Here is a 21,389-nt window from a genome sequence, read left to right as displayed (position 1 = left end):
CGTTGGCGTTGCCCGTCCACCTTCACGCGCCTAGAATCGCGCGGATTCGGCCGGCTTTGGTTTCGAGGGGTGTGGTGCCGGCCCTTGCGCGGGTCTTCGGCTCGGGATCGTGGCCATGTCGACGAAGCGAATCGGGGTGCTGACCGGCGGCGGGGACTGCCCGGGGCTCAACGCGGTGATCCGCGCGGTGGTCAAGAGCGCCGTCGGACGTGGGTGGGAGGTCTTCGGCTTCGAGGACGGCTTCTTCGGCGTGGTCGAGCCGATCCCGCCGATCCCGCTCGGCTTCGACGAGGTGCGGGGGATCCTCGATCGCGGCGGAACGATCCTCGGGACCTCGAACAAGGCGAACCCCTTCCGCTACCCGCGCCGGAACGGCGACTCGTGGGTGGAGGAGGATCGCTCCGACGAGGTGATCGAGCGGCTGCGCCGACTCGGCTTCGACGCGCTGATCTGCATCGGCGGCGACGGGACCCTGCAGATCGCCCACGGCCTCGCCAAGAAGGGGCTCCCGGTGGTCGGCTGCCCCAAGACCATCGACAACGACCTCTCCGACACCGACGTCACCTTCGGCTTCGACACCGCCCGCTCCACCGCCACCGAGGCAGTGGGCAGGCTCCACACCACGGCCGAGTCCCACGACCGCGTGATGCTCCTCGAGGTGATGGGCCGGACCGCCGGCCACCTCGCGCTCCACGCCGCCATCGCCGGCGGCGCCAACGCGGTGCTGATCCCGGAGATCCCCTACGAGGTCGAGCCGCTGGTGCGCATGGTCCGCGAGCGGGCCAAGGCCGGCCAGAGCTTCTCGATCATCGTCGTCGCCGAGGGGGCCGCGCCGAAGGGAGGCGCGCCCTCCGTGGCGGAATCGGAGACGGCCACTCCGGGCCGGGGCGTGGTCCGCCTGGGCGGCGCCGGCCGCGTGGCGGCGGACCTCCTGGCCGAGCGGATCACCGAGCACGAGATCCGGGTGACGGTCCTCGGGCACCTGGCCCGGGGCGGGACTCCCACCGCGTACGATCGCCTCCTCGGCTCGAGGTTCGGCTGCCGCGCCGTGGAGCTCGTGGAGGATGGCGTCTTCGATCACATGGTGGCGCTGAAGGGGAGCGAGATCGAGGCGGTGCCGCTGTCGCACGCCTCGAAGACCCGCCTCGTGGACGCGGACGGAGAGCTCGTCCGCTTCGGCCGGCAGCTCGGCCTCACCTTCGGCGACGAGGCGGAGGGGCGGTGATCGGGCGCCAGCTCGATCGATACCGGCTCCTCGAGGAGATCGGAAGCGGCGGCATGGCCGTGGTCTACAAGGCCCACGACGCCGCCCTCGAGCGCGACGTCGCGGTCAAGGTGATGCACCCGCACCTCGCCGGCCGCGAGGAGAGCCGGCGCCGGTTCTCTCGTGAAGCGCGGGCCGTTGCGCGGCTGCGCCACCCGAACATCGTCGAGATCTTCGACTTCTCCGGCGACGACGCGGCGGAGAGCTTCATCGTCACGGAGTACGTGAAGGGACGCACCCTCCTCGCCTTCGCCCAGGAGATCGGCATCGGGCTCCCCGAGGTCGGCGCCCTGCTGGCCGAGAGGCTGGCCGAGGCCCTCGAGCACGCCCACGCCGCCGGCGTGATCCATCGCGATCTCAAGCCCGAAAACGTGATGGTCGGCGACGACGGCGAGCTGAAGCTGATGGACTTCGGCATCGCCCGGATGATCGGCAAGGACGAGCGGATGACCATGACGGGCGCGCTCGTCGGCTCGCCGCTCCACATGGCTCCGGAGGTCATCGAGGGCGGCGAGATCGGGGTCGCGGCCGACCTCTTCTCCCTGGGGACGATCCTCTACTGGATGGTCACCGGCCGGATGGCCTTCGAGGGGAACAACACCACCCAGACCCTGCGGCGGATCCTCGAGGCCGACTATCCCGATCCCCGCCTCGCCGCTCCCGCCTGCTCGGACGAGCTCGCCGAGGTGATCGCCACGTGCCTCCGGCGCGAGCCGGACACGCGCTACGCGAGCATGGGGGCGCTTCGGGCCGCGCTCCTCGAGGTCCTGGCGGCGAGCGGCCTCTCCGCCGGAGACGCGGAGCTCCGGGCCTTCTTCGGGGATCCGCAGGGTTTCCGCGAGGCGCTCCGTCTCCGGCTGCTGGCGAAGCTCCTCGCCGAGGGCCACGCGGCGATGGCGGCGAGGCGCCCTGCCCGCGCGGTGGCCGTCCTCGATCGCGTGCTCGCCCTCGATCCCGGAAACGAGCGAGCGAAGGCGCTTCTCGAGCGGATGGGACGGGGCCGGATGCTCCGGCGGCGGCTCGCGAAAGGCGCCATCGTGCTGGGCTCCGCGGTCCTGGTCGCCGGGGGCGGATTCGGGCTCTGGAGTTGGATGAACCGCCCCGAGGCTCCGTCGGGCGTTGCTCCACCGTCCGAGGACCCTCCGCGGGACCGCCCGAGCGAATCGCCCGGCAGCCTCCCCCGAGAACGCACGAGCGCGGAAGCCGACCCGACGGCGCCGCGCCCGGAGGCCTCAGCGGGGCCGACGTCGCCTGCCACGCCCGATCGACCCGCGTCCGACCGACCCGTGTCCGATCGCCCCGTGTCGGACCGGGGCGCTCGAGCCGAGCCAGGGGAAGGGGCCCCGGCAGGCCTCGACCGCGAGGCGAAGGCCTCCCCCGAGACGGCACCCGGACGCAACCGGGATTCAGCCCGGGCCGCAGCGCCGGAAGCCAACGAGCGGCCGACTCGGTCCAAGCGAATGGTCCAGCTTCGGTGGGTGCCGCAGGGCGCGACCCTCTCCATCGACGGCGCCGCCGTCGACACGGTGGCTCCCTCCTGGTCCGGTGAGCTCTCCGCCGGCCACCACACCCTCTCCCTCACCCACTCCGGCTGCTGCGAAGCCTGGGAGGAGACCCTCGAGATCGCCGAAGGAGCCGAGCCGGTCCAGCGGAGCATCGTCCTCGCGCCCCTCGAGAGCGGCTGGTTCACGATCGATTCCGACCTCCCCGACGCTGAGGTCTGGCTCGACGGGACCTACAAGGGTACGGTTGCCGACGTGAATCGGCGAGGAGGGGTCGCGGTGGCCTTCTCCCGGAACGACGCCGGGCAGGAGCGCTACGTGAAGTCCATCCGCTTCGAGCTCTTCCCGCCGAGCGGCTCGGGGATCGCCGGCTCCCTTCGCGGCGAGGCCACCGTGCGGGCCGGCGAGCACGCCCGCTCCGCGCCGCTGCGCTTCGCGCTGCCTCCTGCGGGAGGCGATCGTTGAAGGCCTGGGGCCGATGGTTTCGACGCCTCCTCCCTGCGCTGCTCCTCGCGCTGGCGCCGGTTGCTGCCCTCGCCGCGGCCGACGACGACCTGCGCCGCGCGAGGGACTTATTCGAGTACGGAGACTACGCCCAGGCCCGGGATCTCGCTGCGTCCCTGCTCGATCGGAACGTCCTCGCCAGCGACGAGCAGCTCGTCGACGCCAACCGGATCGTCGCCCTCGCGTGGTTCTACGACCAGGCTCCCGACCGTAAGGAGAAAGCGGAGCGCTTCTTCCTGCAGCTCCTCTCGATCGAGCCCGAGTACCGGCTGGATCCCTTCTTCACGACCCCGGCCGCGGTGGCGTTCTTCGACCTGGTGCGCACCGAGCACGAGGAGGACCTGGCGCCGATCCGCGAACAACGGCGGCGCGCGAAGGAGGCGCGCCGAGCCGAAGAGGAGGCCCGTCGCCGCTTCCTCGACGCGCAGGCCCGGGCCGGCAGCGAGTCCGGCGCCTCGGGGCTCACGCCGGCGCCTCGCAACCTCGCGCTGGTCTTCCTGCCCTTCGGCGCCGGCCAGTTCCAGAACGGCGACACCACCGCCGGCTACATCCTCGGGTCGATCCAGCTCGCCGCAGGGGCCACCAGCGCCGCGACCTTCCTCGCCCTCAACAACGTCGCGTCGGGCGGCAAGGTGGCGCGCAGGGACCTCCCCCTCGCCCGCACTCTCGACACCGTGAAGTGGACCTCCGCCGCGATCTTCTACCTCTCCTGGGCCGCAGGGATCGCGGACGCCTGGAGCCGCTTCGAGCCTGAGCGCCGCGGCTCCGCGCCGGGCTCGCCGGGCTCGCCGGACCTCCGTGCCGGCGCCCGGGCGCCCATGGCGGTCCCGATCCTCGAAGCCGGTCCCGACGGTGCCTCGCTGGGCCTGGCCCTGCAGTTCTGACGAAGGACGACACGATGGCCTCGCTCCATTTGCGCCTCTCCGACGGAACCACCCGCCACGTCCCCCTGGTCAAGCGGCTGACCACCGTGGGCCGGTCGACGGACAACGACATCGTCGTGGGCGACGCCGCCGTGGCGCCCAGCGCGCTCCACCTGCGCCTCGACGGCGACGATCTCCACGCAGTGGCGCTCGACGCGGCCTTCCTCCACAACGGAAAGAAGCGGAACGAGGCCCGCCTCTCCGGCCAGGACGTGATCACCCTCGGCGGAACGGAGCTGCGCCTGGGCGCGGCGGTGGCGAAGCCGAGCGGCGCCGAGCCGTCGCTCGCGCCTTTGGACGCGCTGCGAAAGCTCCACGATTTCTCGTCGTCGCTGATGGCGAACCACCCCATCGATCACCTCCTCGAGAGGCTGATGGACGAGGTGATCGAGATCACCGGCGCGGACAAAGGGTTCCTGATCCTCGCCGAGGGGGACTCACTCCAGGTGAAGGTCGCTCGCAACCTGGAGCGAAAGGCCATCGATCACGCGATCGAGCGCCTCTCCGACTCCATCGTCGCCAAGGTCGTGCGGGAGAAGCGGGCGCTCATCGTCTCGGACGCGCTCCACGACCGCGAGTTCGCCGCCGCCGAGAGCGTGGTGGACCTCAAGCTCTCGAGCGTGATGTGCGCGCCCCTCCTGGAGAAGGGCGAGCTCTTCGGCCTCCTCTATCTGGGCAACGATCGGGTCGCCCATCTCTTCCGGGAGGAGAGCCTCGAGCTCCTGGAGATCTTCGCCGCCCAGGCCTCGCTCCTCCTCCGGAACGCGCTCCTCCTCAACGAGCTCCGCGCCGGCAACGAAGCGCTGCGCAAGGAGCTGGAGACCAGCCGCTACGGCGAGATCCTCGGCGCCTGCACCGCGATGCGCGAGATCTACCGGAAGATCGAGAAGGTCGCGCCGGCGGACGTCTCGGTCCTGATCACCGGCGAGACCGGCACGGGCAAGGAGGTGATCGCCCGGGAGATCCACCGGCGCTCGTCCCGCCGCGACGGCCCCTTCGTCGCGATCAACTGCGGCGCCATCCCGGGCGAGCTCCTCGAGAGCGACCTCTTCGGCCATGTGAAAGGTGCATTCACAGGCGCCATCCAGACCCGGATCGGCAAGTTCCAGGCGGCACACGGGGGCACGCTCTTCCTGGACGAGATCGGCGAGATGCCGCCGCACCTCCAGGTGAAGATCCTGCGGGCGCTCCAGGAGCGGGTGGTGACCAAGGTCGGCGAAAACCGCGCCGAGGCCGTCGACATCCGGGTGATCGCCGCCACCAACCAGGACGTCCAGGCCGCGATCGGTCGCGGCACCTTCCGTGACGATCTCTACTACCGCCTGGCGGTGGTCTCCCTCGGTCTGCCTCCCCTTCGCGAGCGCGGAGACGACGTGCTGGTCCTCGCCCGCTATTTCCTCTCCCGATTCACGAAGGAGCTCGGCTCGCGGGTCCGCGGCTTCTCGCCTGCGGCGGCGGTCGCGCTGAAGCGCCACGGCTGGCCGGGGAACGTCCGTGAGCTGGAGAACCGGGTCAAGAAGGCCGTCGTGCTCGCCGACAGGGCTCTCCTCTCCCCCGAGGATCTCGAGCTGGACACAGGGAGCGCCGAGCCGGTGCTGCCCCTCACGGAGGCGAAAGAGGCCTTCCAGCGCGAGTACATCAACCGGATCCTCGAGCGGAACGGGGGCAACCGCACGAAGACCGCGCGGGAGCTCGGCGTCGACCCTCGGACGATCTTCCGCCACCTCGAGGCCGAGCGCGGCGACGGCGGGGAGGAATAGCCAGGATGCGATTGATCCCTGCGGCCCTCGCCCTCGCCCTCTTCTCCGGCTGCCTGGTGGCCCAGCCCTACGAGGAGGAGAGACCGGAGGATCCCTTCGCCAACGATCCCCCGCGGATTCTCTCGCGGCGACCGTCGACCTCCGTGATCCGCACGCAAGGTGGCTGCCAGCCCTTGCGGCTGGAGATCCCGACCATCCGGGATCTCGACCCGGACGATCAGCTCGAAGTGCGGTGGTTCATCAACTACGAGGAGCCCGGGAACCAGAAACCGGACCGCACCAAGATCATCCCCGCCGGCTTTCGCCTCCAGGAAGGGATCCGCTCTCCGGCGGGAGACGAGTACGCGCTCAAGCTCAATCTCTACCGCGGCAAGGTGGTGGTGGTGGAGGCCGTGGTCTCCGACGGCTTCGACCCCGACACCGAGGAGGCGCCGGCCTGGCGCGCCGTTCGGAAGGGGAAGGATTTCGACCAGGCGAGCTGGACGATCTACGTCGAGGACGTCGCAGAGTGCCTGCAGTGAGGGGCCGCATCGCCGTCGCGACGTTGTGCGCCCTCGCCTCGGTGCTGGCCCTCTCCGCCTGCCGCGGCGGCAAGCCGGGCGCGGACTGCAAGAGCTCCGACGACTGCGCGTTGGGCCTCACCTGTTTCGCCGCCACCTGCCAGGAGCTCGGCAAGCCCTCGGGCACGATCGCCTGGTATGTGATCCCCCCCGCCGCCTCCGGCCTCCTGCCCGCCGCTTTTCCGGGGCAGGACGGTCCGCTCGATCTCTCGCTCTGCGCGTCGTCGATCAGCGGCTCGCTCGACTTCAAAGGCCGCGCGCGGCTCGTGGTGAGCGGCGCGCTCGAGTCGCTGCCGGGCGTCCCCGAGCGGCAGGAGCTCGTCGTCGGCGAAACCTTCACCCTCCCGCTCGCAGCCGGATCGTGGCGGCTCACCTTCTATCCCCTCGCCGATCCCACCCGCTCGCCGCCCATCGTCAAGGAGGTCAAGCTCGCCCCCTGCGAGTCGCTTCGTCTCTCTCCGATCGAGGCGATCCCTGACGTCCGGACCGCGCGCCTGCGCCTGGTCGTCGACCCACTTCGCGATCCGCGGCCGCGATGCGGCGCCTGGGTCCGGATCCTCTCGGTCTCCGGTGAGCCGCTGTCCCAGCGCCTGGAGCGGCGCTCCCCCCGAACGGCGTTTGCGAGGACGAGCTTCTCGAGCTCGCGTTTCGGCCTCCGGAGGCCGCCGGCGAGGTCAAGGTCCGGATCGGCGACCTGAACGCCAGCCATCCGAGCTCGCCCGAACAGGAGCTCACGGTGGCGCTCATCGACGATCCCCTCGAGCTCGGCCCCCTCGCCGTGAGCCCTGGCGGCTCCACCCTCGAGCGGGTCACCGTTCGGATCGCCGACGCCTCCGGGAGCGCCGTCTCCGGCGTCGAGCTCACCGCATCGAGCACCGAGCCGCTGCCCGCGAGCGACCCCGAGACGTCGGGATGGTTCCGCTCGGCCCCGGCCGTAGAGCTCGAGGCCGGGCTCTACGAGCTATGGCTCCTGCCGGGCCACTATGCCTTCCGTGCCGCGCCGCCGCCGACCGCTCCTGTCGGCGTCGCCATCTGCGTCGGCCTCCAGAACATCGGCTGCTACCCCGACGCCGAGATCGGTCCCGGATTGCGCAACGATCTGCAGATGGAGCTGCCGCCGAAGGCCGTCGTGCTGGGGACGGTCATCCCGAAGTCCCCGGCCAACGGGGGCGGATCCGAGATTCGGGCCCTGCCGATCCAGGGCTCCGATGGCCGGATGGCCAGCACCGTCGCGAACCAGTTGGGCTTTTTCGAGCTCGCCCTGGACGCCGGCGACTACGACCTCGTCGTGATCCCCGCGTCCCAGGCAGCGCCCTGGCACAGGCAGCGCCTGCGCGAGCGCCTCTTTCCTGGTGACGAGCGCAGGGAAGATCTCATGCTCTCCACGCCCGCCCTCGTCGTGGGCACGGTGCGGACCGCCGATGCGGCCCCGCTCGCCCGCGCCCTCGTCCGCGCCATCCGGCTCGACGCCGAGGGCGGCTCCGCCACAGTGGGCGAGGCCGTCACCGACGTCGACGGCACCTTCTCGCTCGTGCTCGCCGCGGACTGAAACCGCGCCCGAGGCCGAACGATCCTCAGCGGACCGCGTCGATGGCTGCGGCGGATTCGTCCAGCGCGGGGCCCAGGTGCCGCGACCAATGCGTGGCGTGGATCTCCGAGAGATCGATCGCGCGGACCAGCGCGTCGAAGGCGACGCCGACCGCCTTGGCCTTCTCGAGGCTCGCGCCCTCGGGCGGCGCACAGCGCTGGCGGGCGCCGTCGACGCGGCCTCGGAAGCGCACGACCCAGCCCTCGTAGGTGCGACCTTCGGCGGCGGCGGAGGCCGAGCTCGAGAAGGCCGCGATGCGGGCGAGGAGCTCGGCCCGCAAGCGCGTGAGCTCCTCGGAGCAGGAGTCGACGTCCAGGGCCGGCTTGGCGCGAGGCGGTCGGACCTCCGCGAGGCCCCGCCACACACCGGCGATCAGCAGCAGGCTGAAGACCGCCGCTATCGAGACGTGGACCGCGAGGAAGACGATACGGAGGAAGCGGCCGCGCGGATCGCGCGAACTCGAGGACATGGCGCGTAGCCCGTGTCTTTCATTCCGCGCCGGCGGGCTTGCGCAGGGCGGAGAGGCGGCGCCTCATGTTGTTGTAGAACTGGCTCGACGGATAGCCGTCCATCCCGGCGCGCAGGGTCGCCTCGGCCTTGTCCTTGTTGCCGAGGGCCTCGTAGGCCTGGCCAAGGAGCAGGTGGGCGTAGTCCTTGTTCGTCCGGCCCTTGAACTGATCCAGGTACCGCTGGAGATTCTCGGCGGCCACGGCGAAGTTGCGGGTCTCCAGGGCGGCAGAGCCGAGGAAGAACGCGTGCTCGTCCATCGCCGGATGGTCGGGCCAGATCTGCGCGGCCTTGGTGAGATCGGCCACCGCGGTCTTGAAGTCGTTGCGGCGGTAGGCGTTCTTGCCGGACTCGAGCTTCTCGTTGGCGAGCTGCTGGATCACGTTGCGGCCGCGGTCGTCGAGGGCGTTGGCCTCGAGGCGGGAGATGCGGCTCCGATCCACGGCCTGCAGCGCCACCACCGCGGCCTCGCGCTCGGCGGGGCTGCCGCCTTCGAGCTTCTGGTAGGCGGTGAGGGCCGCCTTGGACGCCTCGCGGGACGCGACGAGCTCCTCGCGAGCCTGGCGGGCGGCCTCGGTCGCTTCGGCCGCCTTGGTGGTCAGAGAGGCCGCCTCGTTCTCCGCCTTCGCCACGTAGCCCTTGGCCGCGAAGAACGCGCCGCCGGAAGCGAGGACCGCGATGGCCAGATAGGCGGCCGCTGCCGAGAGGAGCTGCTTCCGCTCGAAGCCGTCCTGCTTCTTTCCGAACGCCTTGATGTCGGCGCCGAGGTTCTTCAGGAGATTGTCGTTCTTGATCACGAGGTTTCGCGCCTCGATGATCTCCTTACGAATCTCCGCGAGTTCCTTCTCCATCGCTACCTTTCCCTGCTCGGTCCACACGCGCCAGCGCGTGCTCTACCGTCCCAGTCGCTGAACGGGATCCCAACGAAAATATACGCCGGCCCGTATGAACCCCCCGCCGCCATCGAGCCGGCCGAGCCCGGGATCGTCAGCCCGGCCGTAGAGATATCCCAGATCCGCGGAGAGCCCGATCTCGTTGGAGAGATCGGCGGCGATCCCCGCTGCCGCCATCAACGCGAGCGGCGTGTGCTCCCGGTAGACATCGCCCGGACCGTAGACCAGGACGAGCTCCTTGCCCAGACCGGCGTGCAAGACGGGCCGGACGTCCCATCGAGGCGCCGGGCTCCAGCTCCCTCGGAGCAAGATCGGCACGCCCACCACGTCGTATCGGCCGTCGTTCGCCCGGACTCCGAGGGCGGTGGCGCCGACGTCGATGCCGACCTCGGAAGAGGCGGTCGGCTTGAAGCCGAAGGCGAGGACCATCGCAGGCGCGGCGCCGCCGTTCTCGACGCCCGCAGGACCGCGGGCCAGGCGCGCAGCCGGGAGGATCGCCACCGTGCCCTCGCGCTCCCGGGCCTCGGCGCCGGCCGAGAGCGGCAGCCACGCCAGCGTGAGCGCGAGGAGGAGTGCGCCCGTCCGGGCGCCTGGATGCATCAGCGCGCCCCTCGGCCCCTGCCCGCGTTCGCGGGAATCCAGGCGACAGTGGGGGCCGGACCGCCAGGAACGGGCGCAGGCTCGGGCTCGCGGGAATCGGCCGCCTCGGCGACCTCCGCCGGGGCCTCGTCTGCCAAAGCGCGGACGGGAGCGGGCGCTTCCAGCCGACGCGGAGAAGCCGGGGCCTCCGGCGCGGGCAGGCGGGGGACGCTGGCCTGCCTCGAGGCCTCGGCCTCCAGGAGCTGGACGTAGGCGCGTAGCTCGGCGAGCTGCTGCTCCCGGTCCATCAGCCGGCGGTAGAGATCGATCCTCCGCTCCTTCTCCTCCACGAGCTCGTCGTGGAGCCGGAGCAGAGAGCTCATCGCCTTCTCGGCGTAGGCGGCCGGAACGTGCTCTCCCGGCCGATCGTTCTTCGAATCGGACGCCATTTGACGCGGGAGGGTGCACCGGAGGGGGGCGTGGGGTCAAGTGGCACCACCGGCCGGGCATCTGCGGCAAACCACGCGTGTTCCCCGTCCTTCGATCAGGTATGAGGCGAGCCGAGATGAACGATCCGAACCACGAGCCAACCGAAACGACGCACGAGTCCGCCGAGACGGCGACGCCGCCCCCCTCGAAGCGTCGCTTCTTCGGAAAGAAGGGCGGGATCCATCGCCTTCCGCTGCTGATCACGGTCTGCGCCATGCTGGGCACGGTCGGCTCGGTGGTCGGGCTGGGCGGCGTCCTCGCGTGGCAGGAGCCCGTCGCCGAGATGCCGACGATCCGCCTCCCCGACGCCCCGGCTGGCGACGAGGAGGCCTGGCAGAAGCTCGAGACCGTGCTGGAGAAGGTGCCGGAGACCTACGAGGCGGTGCTCAAGGAGAGCCGACCCGCGATTACCGCCCTCGCGGGAACCAATCTCGTCTCCTCCGTCGCCCTCCTCTTCGGCGCGCTGGCCGCCCGCGCCCGGCGGCCTTGGGGCGCCCGCTCGCTGCGGACCGGGCTGGTTCTCTCCCAGGCGTATGCGGTCCTCGCACTCGCCGTGCAGGCCTGGGTGCAGTATGGCCTCTGGACCGGGCATCGGGGCCTCTTCGCACCCCTCGCCGCCGAGGGAGGGACCGCCTCCACCCTCGCCTTCGCGATGTTGGTCGCCCAGATCGGTAGCGTGGGGGTGACCCTCCTCCTCGGTCTAGGGCAGCTCGGCTTCTACGCCTGGGGGCTCTCGCTCCTCGGCCGCCCGGGCGCCGCCGAAGCGCTCGCTCCCGAAGCGAGCTGATCCGGCTGGAGCCAGCCCGCGCGCCGGGCGAGCTCCGTGAGGGACACCTCCAGCACCACCGGCTTGCCATGGAGGCAGCGCGGCTCCGGATCGCCGGAGGCGAGCTCGTCGAGGAGCGCACGCGCCTCGTCCTCCGACAACGCCTTCTGATCGAGCATCGCCGCCTGGCAGGCGATCACGGAGAGGCCGGCGGCTAGGGCCTCAGGCCGATCGCGGCCGTCCAGCGCCCTTGCGAGGTCGGCGAGGAGGCGATCCCAATCGGCCCCCGCCATGAGGGAAGGCGCCGCCTTCAGCGCGAAGGTGGTGCCGCCGAAGGGCTCCAGGTCGAAGCCGAGCTCGCGGGCCCTCTCGAGCGTCGCCGCGAGCAGCCTGGCGTCCGGAGCCGGGAGATCGACGATCATCGGGAAGAGGAAGGGCTTGCCCGCCACCTGCCCTTCGTCGACCTGGCGGCGGAGGCGCGACCAGGCGATCCGCTCCCGGCAGGCGTGGAGATCCATGACCGCCAGCCCGCCAGAGGCCGATTCGCAGAGGAGGAAGGCCGGACCGAGCTGGCCGATGAAGCGAAGGCCCGAGAGCTCCTCCGGGCCCTTTGCGCTCGGGACCGCGCCGGCCAGGAGCGCACCGGCCAGAAGCGCAGGGTCGCCCTCCCTCGGCCAGAGCGCCTGCGCCGCCTCCCGGATCCCAGCGCCCTGTTGCTGGAACTGGGGCTGGGCCTGTGGCCGGTAGCGGGCGGCGGTCTGCCAGTCGAAGCTCGGCTGCGGCGAGGCGGGCACGGCGTAGGCCTTTCCCGCGGCCTCCGGCGCGGGATCCGGAGCAGCGGCGCCGAGCCACTTGCTCCTGCCCAGGGCGTCCGACACCGCGCGCAGGAGGGCGTCGTAGACCCCGCGGGGCTCCGCGAACCGGACCTCGAGCTTCTGCGGGTGGACGTTCACGTCCACCTCGTGGGGCGGGATCTCGAGGAAGAGGACCCCTCCCGGCATCCGCCCCTGGGGCAGCAGCCCCTCGTAGGCCCGCTGGATCGCGTGCATGAGCTGGCGATCGCGGATGCACCGTCCGTTCACGAAGGTGTAGACCGCCCGCGCGGTCGCCGCCGACCACGCCGGAGAGGCCACGTGGCCCCGAACCGCCACCGTGCCCCGAACGTGCTCCACCGGGACCAGATGCGGGTGGATCTCCTTTCCGAGAGCCGCCGCGATCCGCTCACGCAGATCGGGGCTGGCGCCGGATTGGAAGGCGACGCGCCCGCCCGATCGCAGCGTGAACGCCACGTCCGGCCTGCCGAGGGCGAGGCGGATCAAGGTCTCCGTCGAATGGGAGGCCTCGGTCTCCGGGCGCTTCAGGAACTTTCGCCGGGCCGGGGTCGCGTAGAAGAGGTCCCGGATCGTGAAGGAGGTGCCGCGAGGCGCGCCGCAGGCCTCGGCCGAGCGCACAACCCCGCCTTCGATCTCGATCCGCATCCCCTCGAGGGCCTCGGGCTCGCGGGTAGTGAGGACCATTCGCGAGACGGAGGCGATGGCCGGGATCGCCTCGCCGCGGAAGCCGAAGCTCGCCAGGTGGAAGAGCCCCTCGGCGTCCCGAAGCTTGGAGGTGGCGTGGCGCTCGATGCAGGCCAGCGCGTCTTCCCGATCCATCCCGCGGCCGTCGTCGACCACCTGGATCCGATCGCGGCCGCCGCCGTCGAGGTCGACCTCGATCCGCGTGGCGCCGGCGTCGAGGGAGTTCTCGACCAGCTCCTTCACCACCGAGGCGGGGCGCTCGACCACCTCGCCGGCTGCGATCTTGTTGATGACGTCGGAGGGAAGCGGGCGGATCCGGCTCACGGCCGGGAGGGTACCAGACCTTTCGCGGAGCCGGAGCCCTGTCAGCGTTCTTGACCCCCGATCTCCGGGCTCCTACAAACGGTGTATGGCCAAGGAGCGGGAGACGACGCCGCGAAAAGAAACGCAGGCGCCGCCGCGGGTCGTCGCCGTGGTGGGCTCGCAGAGCGCCCTGGGCAGGGGCCTGGTCGCACGGCTCTGCGTTCATCCGTCCATCGAGCGGATCGTCGCGATCGACCTGCGGCCGCCCGAGACGATCCTGCCGAAGGTCCACTTCCAGCGGCTCGATCTCACCAGGCCTTCGGCCGATCAGGAGATCGCCGACATCCTCCTGGTGGAGGAGGTCGACACCCTCGTCCACCTCGCCTACTTCGGCGCCCCGGTGCCGGACGCCGCCTACGCCCACGAGCTCGAGGTGATCGGCACGCTCCACGTGCTCACCGCGGCCACGGCGGCGAAGCTCGGCAGACTGGTGGTCCGCTCCTCCACCGCGGTCTATGGCGCCCACCCCAAGAACCCGAGCCTCCTGCGCGAGGAGCACCGCGTCCGCGGCGCGCCGCGCTCCGGCTTCGTCAGCGACAAGCTCGAGGCGGAGCGCCAGGTCCGCGAGTACGCCGCCGATCATCCCGAGGTGGCCGTCTCGATCCTGCGCCTCGCGCCCATCCTCGGGCCGTCGGTGCACAACGTCTTCCAGCGGTACCTGCAGCGCACGGTCGCCCCCACCCTCGCCGGCTTCGACCCGCTGATGCAGGCGATCCACGTGGACGACGCCGTCGAGGCCCTGGAGGCGGCCGTCTTCAAGGCACCCCGCGGGATCTTCAACGTGGCAGGCCGCGGCGTGATCCCGATCTCGGCGGCGCTGCGGCTCTGTGGCACGAAGGCGCTGCCGATGCCCTACCGGCTCGCGGAGACGCTGCTGCAGAGCGCGCGCGGCGCGGGCTTCGGGATCGCCCTCCCCGCCGCGATGCTCGACTACCTGCGCTATCCCTTCGTGACCGACTCGTCGCGCTTCGAGCGGGAGGTCGGCTTCGTCCCTCGCCACACCACCCGCGACGCGGTGCTCGCGATGGCCTCGTCCGAGACGCGATCGGGCAGGGAGTAGGAATGCCGAAGAAGCCGATCGTCCTGGGCAACGATCCCTTCCAGCGCGGCGCAGCTCCGCGCTCGCCGGCAGGAGCTGCCGGCGGCTCCGACGCAGCGCCGCCGAAGGAGCGGCAGCGGCGGGAAAAGGCAAAGAGCGCGCCTTCGAAGGAGCCGAAAGCATCCGCTCCTTCGAAGCGAAAGCAGCGCTCCGCCGCGACGAAGGGCGCCCCCGAGGCGAAGTCCGAGCGCGCAGCGGAACGTGCCGCGAAAGAGCCGGCCACCCTGCTCCCCGTCGATCGCGAAGCGGAGACGAGGAAACCGGCGGTGGTCGCGGTGCCGCCGGTCCCCGGCAAGGGGCCGACCGAGCCGCCGCTCCGGCATCCCAGCGGAGTGGCCGCGGCGCTCGGCGCAGCCAGCGCGCTGCGAGCGCTCCTCAACGTCCCCGGCGCCGGGCCCTCGTTCCAGGTCGACGAGCTCGGAATGGACGCGCGGTTCGAGGAGGAGACCCGCCCCTTCCTCGACTGGATCTACGAGAAATGGTTCCGGGTCGAGACCTCCGGCTTCGACGCGCTCCCCAGCGACGTGCCCCTGGTCTTCGTCGCCAATCGCGCGGGCGCGCTCCCGTGGGACTCCCTGATGCTCTCCCTCGCGGCCCGCCGGCACGGCCGGAGCGTCCGGCCGCTGGTCGAAGACGCCGTCTTCCACGTCCCGAGCCTGGGCCTCCTCGTCAACCGGCTGGGGGCTGTGCGCGCCTGCCCCGAGAACGCCGAGCTCCTCCTCGAGCGCGACCGCGCCGTCGCGGTCTTCCCGGAGGGCGCCACCGGATTCGCCAAGCCCTATCGCGAGCGCTACCGGCTGCAGCGCTTCGGCCGCGGCGGCTTCGTGAAGCTCGCGCTGCGCACCGGCGCGCTCATCGTCCCGGTCTCGATCGTCGGCTCGGAGGAGATCCACCCGCTCCTCGGCAAGCTCGCGCTTCGGCCTTTCGGCTTTCCGTTCCTGCCGATCACCCCGACCTTCCCGTGGCTCGGGGCCGCGGGCCTCCTCCCGCTACCGGCCAAGTGGCGGATCGACGTGGGCGAGCCCTTCGACTATCGGGCCTACGGCGCCGCCGCCGCCCAGAACGACCCCCTGGTCCTCCGCCTGGCGGAAGAGGTCCGGGGCACCATCCAGACCATGCTCGACACGGCGCTGGCCTCTCGGCACTCCGTCTTCCTCGGCTAATCGAGGACGAAGGCCGGATCGGGCGACGGGCGAGCCGCGAGCCGCTTCGCGTGGGCCTCGGAGCCGGGGCGGCCGAGGAGGGCCTGCGTGAGCTGCTTGGACGCCTCCACGCCGGGCTGGTTGAAGGGATCGACTCCGTAGAGGAAGCCGGCGAAGGCGGTGGCGGCCTCCCAGAGGAAGAGGAGCTCGCCGACGCTCCTGGCGTCCACGCGGGGGAGGCGGATGGTCACGGAAGGCCGGCCCCCTTCCGCCAGCGCCGCCGCCGTTCCCTGCCGCTCGGCGTCGAGAAGGCGGCCCAGGGTCTTGCCGCCGAGGTAGGCGAAGGCCTCGTGCTCCGTCCACGCCCGCGGGATCTCGAGGTCGGTGGCGGGCTCCTCGACTCCGATGAAGGACACGAGCTTGTCCTGTGGACCCTGTGCGAGGAGCTGCAACAGGGAGTGCTGGTCCGTCGCCCCTACCGCCCGGAGCGGCGTCGGACCGACGGTCTCGCTCTTTCCGAGCGACTCGGCCCAGAGCTGCACGAACCAGTCGCCCACGTCGCGGAGCGCGTCCGCGTACGGGAAGAGCACGTGGATGTTCCTGCCACGCCTGTCGAACAGACGGTGGATTCCCCCGAGGAGATAGGCCGGGTTCTTGCGGAGCGACGGCGCCTCGCAGCGCTCCCTCATCTCCGCCGCGCCCTTGCACAGCGAACGGGCGTCGACGCCTGCCGCCGCGATCGGGACGAGGCCGGCGGCGGTGAGGACGGAGAAGCGGCCGCCCACCGATGGCGGGATGGGCAGCGATCGCCAGCCCTCCTCGCGGACGATCCGCCGCAGGGGACCCTCCTCCGGATCGGTGATCGCCACCGTCTGCTGAATGAGCTTCGACGAGCCGAGCCTCTCGCGCACCACCAGGAGCTGGGAGAGGGTCTCGGCGGTGGAGCCCGACTTCGTGATCACGAGGAAGCAGGTGGACCCGAGATCGAGCCTCTCGAGGAGGGCGGTGAAGGTGGCGGGGTCGGAGTTGTCGGGGAAGAAGACCCGCGCCCCGCTCCGCCGGGACCTGGGGAGCAGGTCGCCGAAGCGGTCGCCAAGGGCCGAGATCACCGCCTTCGCGCCGAGCGAGGATCCGCCGATCCCCAGGACGACCACGTTCTCGAATCGCCGCGCGAGCTCTTCGCCCAGCTCCAGCGCGGGATCTCGGATCGCGGCGTCGTCCGGCAGGCTCCAAAAGCCGAGCGCCCCGCTACCGCGGAGCTCCCAGAGCTTCCGGTGGGCCGACTCCGCCGCCTCCTCCAGCGAAGTGAAGTCTCCGGCCGACAGGCCGTGAACGCCGATCTGTCCTTCGAGCGCGAGGCTTGCATCCAGGACGAGGCGCGAGCTGGGCATGATGGACTCCGCGAGCCGGTGGAGAAAAATCGTACCCTTCGTTGTACGCGCCCCACCGCCGGTGTCCATCCCGGCGTTCTGGGAGCGTCGTCCCCGCGACGATCGGCGACGACCAGGCGGTCGGCCGTCCGGCGTTGACCGCTTCGCTGCCACCTCCTACCCTCCCGCGGTCGCTTCGCCGCCGTCGCCCACACCCGGACGGCGGCCGCTGCTTCCGGAGTCGCCGATGGGCCCTGTCAGCCCCACCTGCCGAATCGCCCGCGAAGGGCCCATCCGGCTCGGGTTGGCGGGCTTGCTCGCCTTCGCGCTGATCTCGTGCGCCTCGGCGGGATCCCGTGGCGCGCATCCGAACCGGGCCGAGGGTCTCCCGTCGCGAACCGAGGCCACCGGTGGCGAAGCCCGGAACCGCTCGTCGGCTCGGGCCGCCGGTCCCACCTACGGCGCCGCGCTGCCCGCTGAGGAAGGAGACGGCGCCGCCGCTGCCAAGCTGGCGCGCACGCTGTCCGCGGCCGGGAGCAAGGCCCGCCGCGACTCCGCCCTCTCCCGCGCCGCGCGGGAGCTCGCCTCGAGGGTGGAGCAGGAAGGGCGCGCGCAGGCCGCGATCGACCAGGACGAGGTCCGGATCGCCCAGGCACGGTCGGGTGCGATCGCCGCCGGCTTCCTTCCGATCGTGGCGCGGGCGACCACCGCCGAGCTCGCGATCCAGACGCTGGCCGAGCGCGTTCGGGCTCTGTCACCCAGAGATCTATCTCGCTTCACATCCTTCGGCGTCGGATCCGTTGCGGGCCAGGGGGCCACCTCCGTGGTGCTCCTCCTCGCGATGTCCGGCGTCGAGCTCGAGCCCTTCCCCGCCACGGTCTCGACGGGATCGACCGCGATCCTGCAGGGCCGGCTCCGGGCGCCGCTACGAAACCCCGAAGTCTACGTCACGCCCCCGAGCGGCAGCCCGCAGAAGCTCCGCCTCGAGGGCGACGCGCTCCGGGCGGTGGTCGCTTTCCCCAGTCCGGGCCGCTACCAGGTCGAGATCGTCGGCTCCGGGACCCACGGTCCCGAGGTCGCGGCGATCCTGCCCGTCTACGCGGGCGTCGCGCTCCCGTCGAAGGCGCAGCGGACCGAAGCCCGCCCGGAGCCTCCAGACGCGAGCGGCAAGGAGCGCGTGCTGGCCGACGAGGTGAATCGCTTCCGGGCGTCGCGCGGCCTCGGCCCGATCCTGGTCGATCCCGTCCTCTCGAAGGTCGCCCGCTCGTACGCCGAGGAGCTGCGCGACACGGGCCGCTTCGCGCATCGATCGGATCGCAGCGGCGACGTCGGCGATCGCTTGAGGGCCGCCCGATACGTAGCGGCCCGCGCTGGCGAGAACCTCGCCCAGGCCCCGACGGTCCGCGAGGCGCACCGCTCGCTGCTCGGGAGCCCGGGACACCTCGGGGTGATCGTCGATCCCGCCTGGCGCGAGGCCGGCTTCGGCGTGGCGATCTCGGAGGGCGTCGGCGGCATGCCGCAGGTGACCGTGGTGCAGATCTTCGCCGTGCCGCGGGACTGATCGTCCAACGAGGAAGATCCGGTCTACAAACGCAGGAGAGCCGCGACGAGGATCGCTCCCCGGTCGCGGCTCCCTGGATGCCCCCTTGCAGCGCGCTAGGCGAAGCGGCGCTGGGTGGCGTAGGCTTCCACGCCGCCCTCGTAGTCACCCGCCTGGTGGAAGAGCGGGCAGCGGGTGCAGGTGAAGCTGTTCCAGCCCCGCTTCACCGCCTCGTCGAGGCAGTCGTCGTAGTGGGCGCAGAAGAGGTTGCGGTGGCTCTCGACACCCGAGGTGCGGTTGCCGCCCGGCTCCGGGTTGATCGGCGCCGAAAGCTCGGTCGGAAACGGCTTGAGTAGATGGCTCATAGAATGCTCGTCACCTCGACGGCGGGCCCGCGTTCGACGGTCCGCCTCGGTGGTCTGGTGCGCACGTCTTCGCGCGAAAAACCCGGTGGAATTTCCGGCCGTCTTCGCACCATGCGAGGAAGCGGGCGGCCGAAAGCGCGGGGAATCTAAGAGAGGCCCCTCCGGCTGTCAACCTGGCCTCCCGCGCGTCGCGTCATGCTCAGCTTGTGGCTGGAATTTCAGCTAGTTAGAATCGGAAACCGTGTTCGTACCCATGTCCGGTCGCCCTGTCCTCCTCGCGCTCCTGCTCACCGCGCACGTCTCCCCCACCTCCGTGGCAGCTTCGTCGAACAGGCCGGGCGGGACTCCCCATTCCCTACCGGCCCGGTCGCCCGCTGCCCCCGGGGAGGCCGTTTCGGCCCGAGACGACGCCGCTGCCGACGCTTCTGCTGGCGCCGCGAAGGACAAGCGAAACGAAGAGGATACACCGGGCGCGGCCTCCGGCAAAACCGGGCCAGCGGCCGCGGGGAACGCCCCTGGCGCAGACTCCGAACGGACGAGCGCGGGCGCGACCGCCGCAGTCTCCGAGAAGGGAAGGAGCGCGAGAGCCCGAGCGGCATCCCGCCTTCTAGCCGCCGATCCCGCCGAGGCCGTAGCGGCCTGTACCCCCGAGATCGCCAAGAGCGGCGCGGACGCGCTCGCCTGCCGCCTGATCTCCGCCCGGGCGAAGCTCGATCTCGGTGAGGCGCGGAGCGCCGCGGAGGTGCTCCGCCCCGCGACCGGCAAGCTCGGCATCCTGGAGCCCTGGGGGGCGCTCCTGCTCGGCGAGGCTCTCGCCGGCTCCGGCCAGGCCGCCGCCGCGCTCCCGCTGCTGGCGGCTGCGCGCAAGGCCGATCCGACCGGTCCCCTGGGCCTCCGGGCCGACCGGCTCGAGGCTCTCGCGCTGATCGAATCGGGCCAGCCCGCCCAGGCCCGAAAGCGGCTCGAAGGGCTGATCGCGAGGCGCGCCTCGGACGTCATCGAGCTCCGCCTCGGCCTCGCGCGGGCAGCCTTGGCCGCCGGCGATCGGAGCGCGGCCGTGGCCCTCTACCGCCGGATCTGGAGGGAGAGCGCCGGCCAGCGCGCAGGCGACGAGGCGGGAGAGAGACTCCGCGCCCTGGCTTCGGCCGGCGTCGCGATCCCCGAGCCCACGGCGGCGGAGCGGCTGGACCGGGCCGAGCGCCTGCTCTCCCGCGGCGAGGCGGCGGCTGCCGCCGCGGAGCTCGACGCCGTCGGCAATCCCGGCGCCGCGCTCGCGTCGAAGCTCCTGCTCCTGCGCGCACGCTCCCTCTCGGACACCGAGCGTAAGAAGGAGGCGGAAGCGCTCCTCGTACCGGCCCTCGAAGCGGGCTCCGATCCGGACCTCCTCGCCCTCGCTGCGAGGCTGGCGATGCGCCGGGGCGCGACCGACGAGGCGGTGGCACGGCTCGATCGCCTCCACGCCACCGCGAGCGGGAGCACCGCGGCCGAGGCGGCCTTCCTCGCGGCCTTCTTCCTCTACGATCACGGACGCCTCGAAGAGGCGGAGGCTCGCTTTCGCGCCTTCGTCGCCGAGCACGAGGGCCATCGGCTCGACGAAGGGCGCTGGTACGTGGCGTGGACGGCCTATCGACAGGGCAAGCACGCTGCCGCGGCGTCCGGCCTCTCCGAGCTGATCCGCGAGCACCCCAAGAGCTCGCTGATCCCACAGGCGACCTATTGGCGGGGGCGGGCGCTGGAGGCCGCGGGCAATCGCCGCGAGGCCGCCGCCGTCTTCCGCGAGGTCCTGAGGCGGTGGCCGACCGACTGGTACGGGCTCCTCGCACAGGCGAGGCTCGGGGAAACCGCCCCCGCATCCACGTTTGCGTTCGCGATGCTTGCGGCACCATCCGAGACCCCCGATCCGAAGGGAGCGGCCGGATCCCGCCTCGCCCGGGCCGAGGCCCTCTACGCCGCGGGCCTTCCGCAGCCCGCCGGCGAAGAGCTCGACGCGGCGCTGGCGGGGCAGCGAAACCGGGCCATCCTCGCGAGAGCGGCCCGGGTCGCCAGGGACGGCGGCGACGCCTGGCGCGCCTGGCAGCTCGGCACCGTGCGCCTGGGCGGCCTCACGAGCGCGGCCGATCTCGCCTATCCCCGGGCGTTCGCAGAAGAGGTCGAGGCGAGCGGACGGCGGTTCGGGGTCGAGCCCGCCCTGCTCTGGGCCGTGATGCGGCAGGAGAGCGGCTTCCGCACCGCCATCCGTTCGCAGGCCTCCGCCGTCGGGCTGATGCAGGTGCTCCCGCGCACGGCGGAGAAGCTCTCCGCCCTGATGGGCCTCCCGCCAGGGCAGGGGCAGAAGCTGGCCGATCCCGCCGTGAACGTCCTCCTGGGCGGCTCCTACATCGCCGCCCTCGGGGCCCGCTTCGACCGCAATCCCGCGCTGATCGCCGCCGCCTACAACGCAGGACCGCTCGCGGTGGTGCGCTGGATGGAGGATCCCGCCAGGCGCGCGCTGCCCCTGGACGAGTTCGTCGAGTCCATCCCGTTCCGCGAGACGCGCGGCTACGTCAAGAAGGTGGTCTCGAACCTCGCCGTCTACCGGCTCGTGTACGGCGATGTGCCGCTCCGACTGGCGAAGGAGCTCCCCCCTGTCTCACCGGGCGTAGATTTCTAAACACCCGA

19 protein-coding genes are annotated in these 21,389 nt (G+C 71.7%); 12 read left to right on the top strand and 7 right to left on the bottom strand.

Features of this window, described 5'->3' with window-relative positions:
- The first annotated feature begins 115 nt into the window (after nt 1–115).
- The 7 genes from AKJ08_RS03885 to AKJ08_RS03855 are packed head-to-tail and all read left to right on the top strand — an operon-like array spanning nt 116 to nt 8,062.
- Nucleotides 116–1,225 (top strand): ATP-dependent 6-phosphofructokinase, encoded by a 1,110-nt coding sequence (locus AKJ08_RS03885; protein WP_050724855.1) that lies wholly within the window; start codon nt 116–118, stop codon nt 1,223–1,225.
- On the top strand, nt 1,222–3,231 hold the full coding sequence (locus AKJ08_RS03880) for a serine/threonine-protein kinase (RefSeq protein ID WP_050724854.1): 2,010 nt from the start codon (nt 1,222–1,224) through the stop codon (nt 3,229–3,231). The genes AKJ08_RS03885 and AKJ08_RS03880 overlap by 4 nt, the downstream gene beginning before the upstream one ends.
- Nucleotides 3,228–4,154 carry a hypothetical protein gene (locus AKJ08_RS03875; protein WP_050724853.1) on the top strand — a complete coding sequence of 309 codons (927 nt, stop codon included), beginning with the start codon at nt 3,228–3,230 and terminating at the stop codon, nt 4,152–4,154. The genes AKJ08_RS03880 and AKJ08_RS03875 overlap by 4 nt, the downstream gene beginning before the upstream one ends.
- A gap of 14 nt (nt 4,155–4,168) precedes the next feature.
- Nucleotides 4,169–5,953 (top strand): sigma-54-dependent Fis family transcriptional regulator, encoded by a 1,785-nt coding sequence (locus AKJ08_RS03870; protein ID WP_050724852.1) that lies wholly within the window; start codon nt 4,169–4,171, stop codon nt 5,951–5,953.
- A 5-nt stretch (nt 5,954–5,958) separates the two neighbouring features.
- Nucleotides 5,959–6,474 carry a hypothetical protein gene (locus AKJ08_RS03865; RefSeq protein WP_050724851.1) on the top strand — a complete coding sequence of 172 codons (516 nt, stop codon included), beginning with the start codon at nt 5,959–5,961 and terminating at the stop codon, nt 6,472–6,474.
- Nucleotides 6,471–7,211: a hypothetical protein gene (locus AKJ08_RS03860; protein WP_050724850.1), complete on the top strand. Its 741-nt coding sequence runs from the start codon at nt 6,471–6,473 to the stop codon at nt 7,209–7,211. Before AKJ08_RS03865 ends, AKJ08_RS03860 begins: the two co-directional genes overlap by 4 nt.
- A gap of 38 nt (nt 7,212–7,249) precedes the next feature.
- Nucleotides 7,250–8,062, top strand: a complete 813-nt coding sequence (locus tag AKJ08_RS03855) for a carboxypeptidase-like regulatory domain-containing protein (protein WP_050724849.1) — start codon at nt 7,250–7,252, stop codon at nt 8,060–8,062.
- Between the two features lie 25 nt (nt 8,063–8,087).
- On the opposite strand, the gene AKJ08_RS03850 is transcribed toward AKJ08_RS03855, so the two are convergent.
- Genes AKJ08_RS03850 through AKJ08_RS03835 form a run of 4 tightly spaced genes read right to left on the bottom strand, consistent with a single transcriptional unit; the run spans nt 8,088 to nt 10,463 of the window.
- Nucleotides 8,088–8,570, bottom strand: coding sequence for a hypothetical protein (locus tag AKJ08_RS03850; protein WP_050724848.1), 483 nt, complete (start codon nt 8,568–8,570; stop codon nt 8,088–8,090).
- A 19-nt stretch (nt 8,571–8,589) separates the two neighbouring features.
- On the bottom strand, nt 8,590–9,459 hold the full coding sequence (locus AKJ08_RS03845; protein WP_050724847.1) for a tetratricopeptide repeat protein: 870 nt from the start codon (nt 9,457–9,459) through the stop codon (nt 8,590–8,592).
- A gap of 42 nt (nt 9,460–9,501) precedes the next feature.
- Nucleotides 9,502–10,101, bottom strand: a complete 600-nt coding sequence (locus AKJ08_RS03840; RefSeq protein WP_050724846.1) for a hypothetical protein — start codon at nt 10,099–10,101, stop codon at nt 9,502–9,504.
- Nucleotides 10,101–10,463 carry a hypothetical protein gene (locus AKJ08_RS03835; protein ID WP_157370455.1) on the bottom strand — a complete coding sequence of 121 codons (363 nt, stop codon included), beginning with the start codon at nt 10,461–10,463 and terminating at the stop codon, nt 10,101–10,103. The genes AKJ08_RS03840 and AKJ08_RS03835 overlap by 1 nt, the downstream gene beginning before the upstream one ends.
- Before the next feature lie 182 nt (nt 10,464–10,645).
- Between AKJ08_RS03835 and AKJ08_RS03830 the strand changes: the two genes are divergently transcribed.
- Nucleotides 10,646–11,356 (top strand): hypothetical protein, encoded by a 711-nt coding sequence (locus tag AKJ08_RS03830; RefSeq protein ID WP_157370454.1) that lies wholly within the window; start codon nt 10,646–10,648, stop codon nt 11,354–11,356.
- On the opposite strand, the gene mutL is transcribed toward AKJ08_RS03830, so the two are convergent.
- Entirely contained in the window at nt 11,287–13,176 is a 1,890-nt protein-coding gene (mutL, locus tag AKJ08_RS03825) for a DNA mismatch repair endonuclease MutL (RefSeq protein ID WP_050724843.1), read from the bottom strand. The genes AKJ08_RS03830 and mutL overlap by 70 nt on opposite strands.
- 85 nt (nt 13,177–13,261) lie before the next feature.
- Here mutL and AKJ08_RS03820 point away from each other — a divergent pair, with 85 nt between their 5' ends.
- Entirely contained in the window at nt 13,262–14,275 is a 1,014-nt protein-coding gene (locus AKJ08_RS03820; protein WP_050724842.1) for an NAD-dependent epimerase/dehydratase family protein, read from the top strand.
- Between the two features lie 2 nt (nt 14,276–14,277).
- A complete protein-coding gene (locus AKJ08_RS03815) occupies nt 14,278–15,477 on the top strand; it encodes a lysophospholipid acyltransferase family protein (RefSeq protein WP_050724841.1) in 1,200 nt (399 codons plus the stop codon).
- Here AKJ08_RS03815 and AKJ08_RS03810 read toward each other — a convergent pair.
- Complete coding sequence (locus AKJ08_RS03810) at nt 15,474–16,847, bottom strand: glucose-6-phosphate isomerase (protein WP_050724840.1); 1,374 nt, start codon at nt 16,845–16,847, stop codon at nt 15,474–15,476. The two genes, AKJ08_RS03815 and AKJ08_RS03810, sit on opposite strands and share 4 nt — an antisense overlap.
- Before the next feature lie 226 nt (nt 16,848–17,073).
- On the opposite strand from AKJ08_RS03810, the gene AKJ08_RS03805 reads away from it, so the two are divergent.
- Entirely contained in the window at nt 17,074–18,387 is a 1,314-nt protein-coding gene (locus tag AKJ08_RS03805; RefSeq protein WP_169788742.1) for a CAP domain-containing protein, read from the top strand.
- Nucleotides 18,388–18,482: 95 nt separating this feature from the next.
- Here AKJ08_RS03805 and AKJ08_RS03800 read toward each other — a convergent pair whose 3' ends face one another.
- Complete coding sequence (locus AKJ08_RS03800; protein ID WP_050724838.1) at nt 18,483–18,731, bottom strand: hypothetical protein; 249 nt, start codon at nt 18,729–18,731, stop codon at nt 18,483–18,485.
- 253 nt (nt 18,732–18,984) lie between these two features.
- On the opposite strand from AKJ08_RS03800, the gene AKJ08_RS03795 reads away from it, so the two are divergent.
- Nucleotides 18,985–21,381, top strand: coding sequence for a transglycosylase SLT domain-containing protein (locus tag AKJ08_RS03795; protein ID WP_050724837.1), 2,397 nt, complete (start codon nt 18,985–18,987; stop codon nt 21,379–21,381).
- Nucleotides 21,382–21,389: the final 8 nt, after the last annotated feature.

Origin of the sequence: Vulgatibacter incomptus (assembly GCF_001263175.1) — a bacterium.
Taxonomy (GTDB): domain Bacteria; phylum Myxococcota; class Myxococcia; order Myxococcales; family Vulgatibacteraceae; genus Vulgatibacter; species Vulgatibacter incomptus.
Note: the sequence above shows the minus strand (reverse complement) of the source record. Positions and strands in the feature narration are given on the sequence as shown.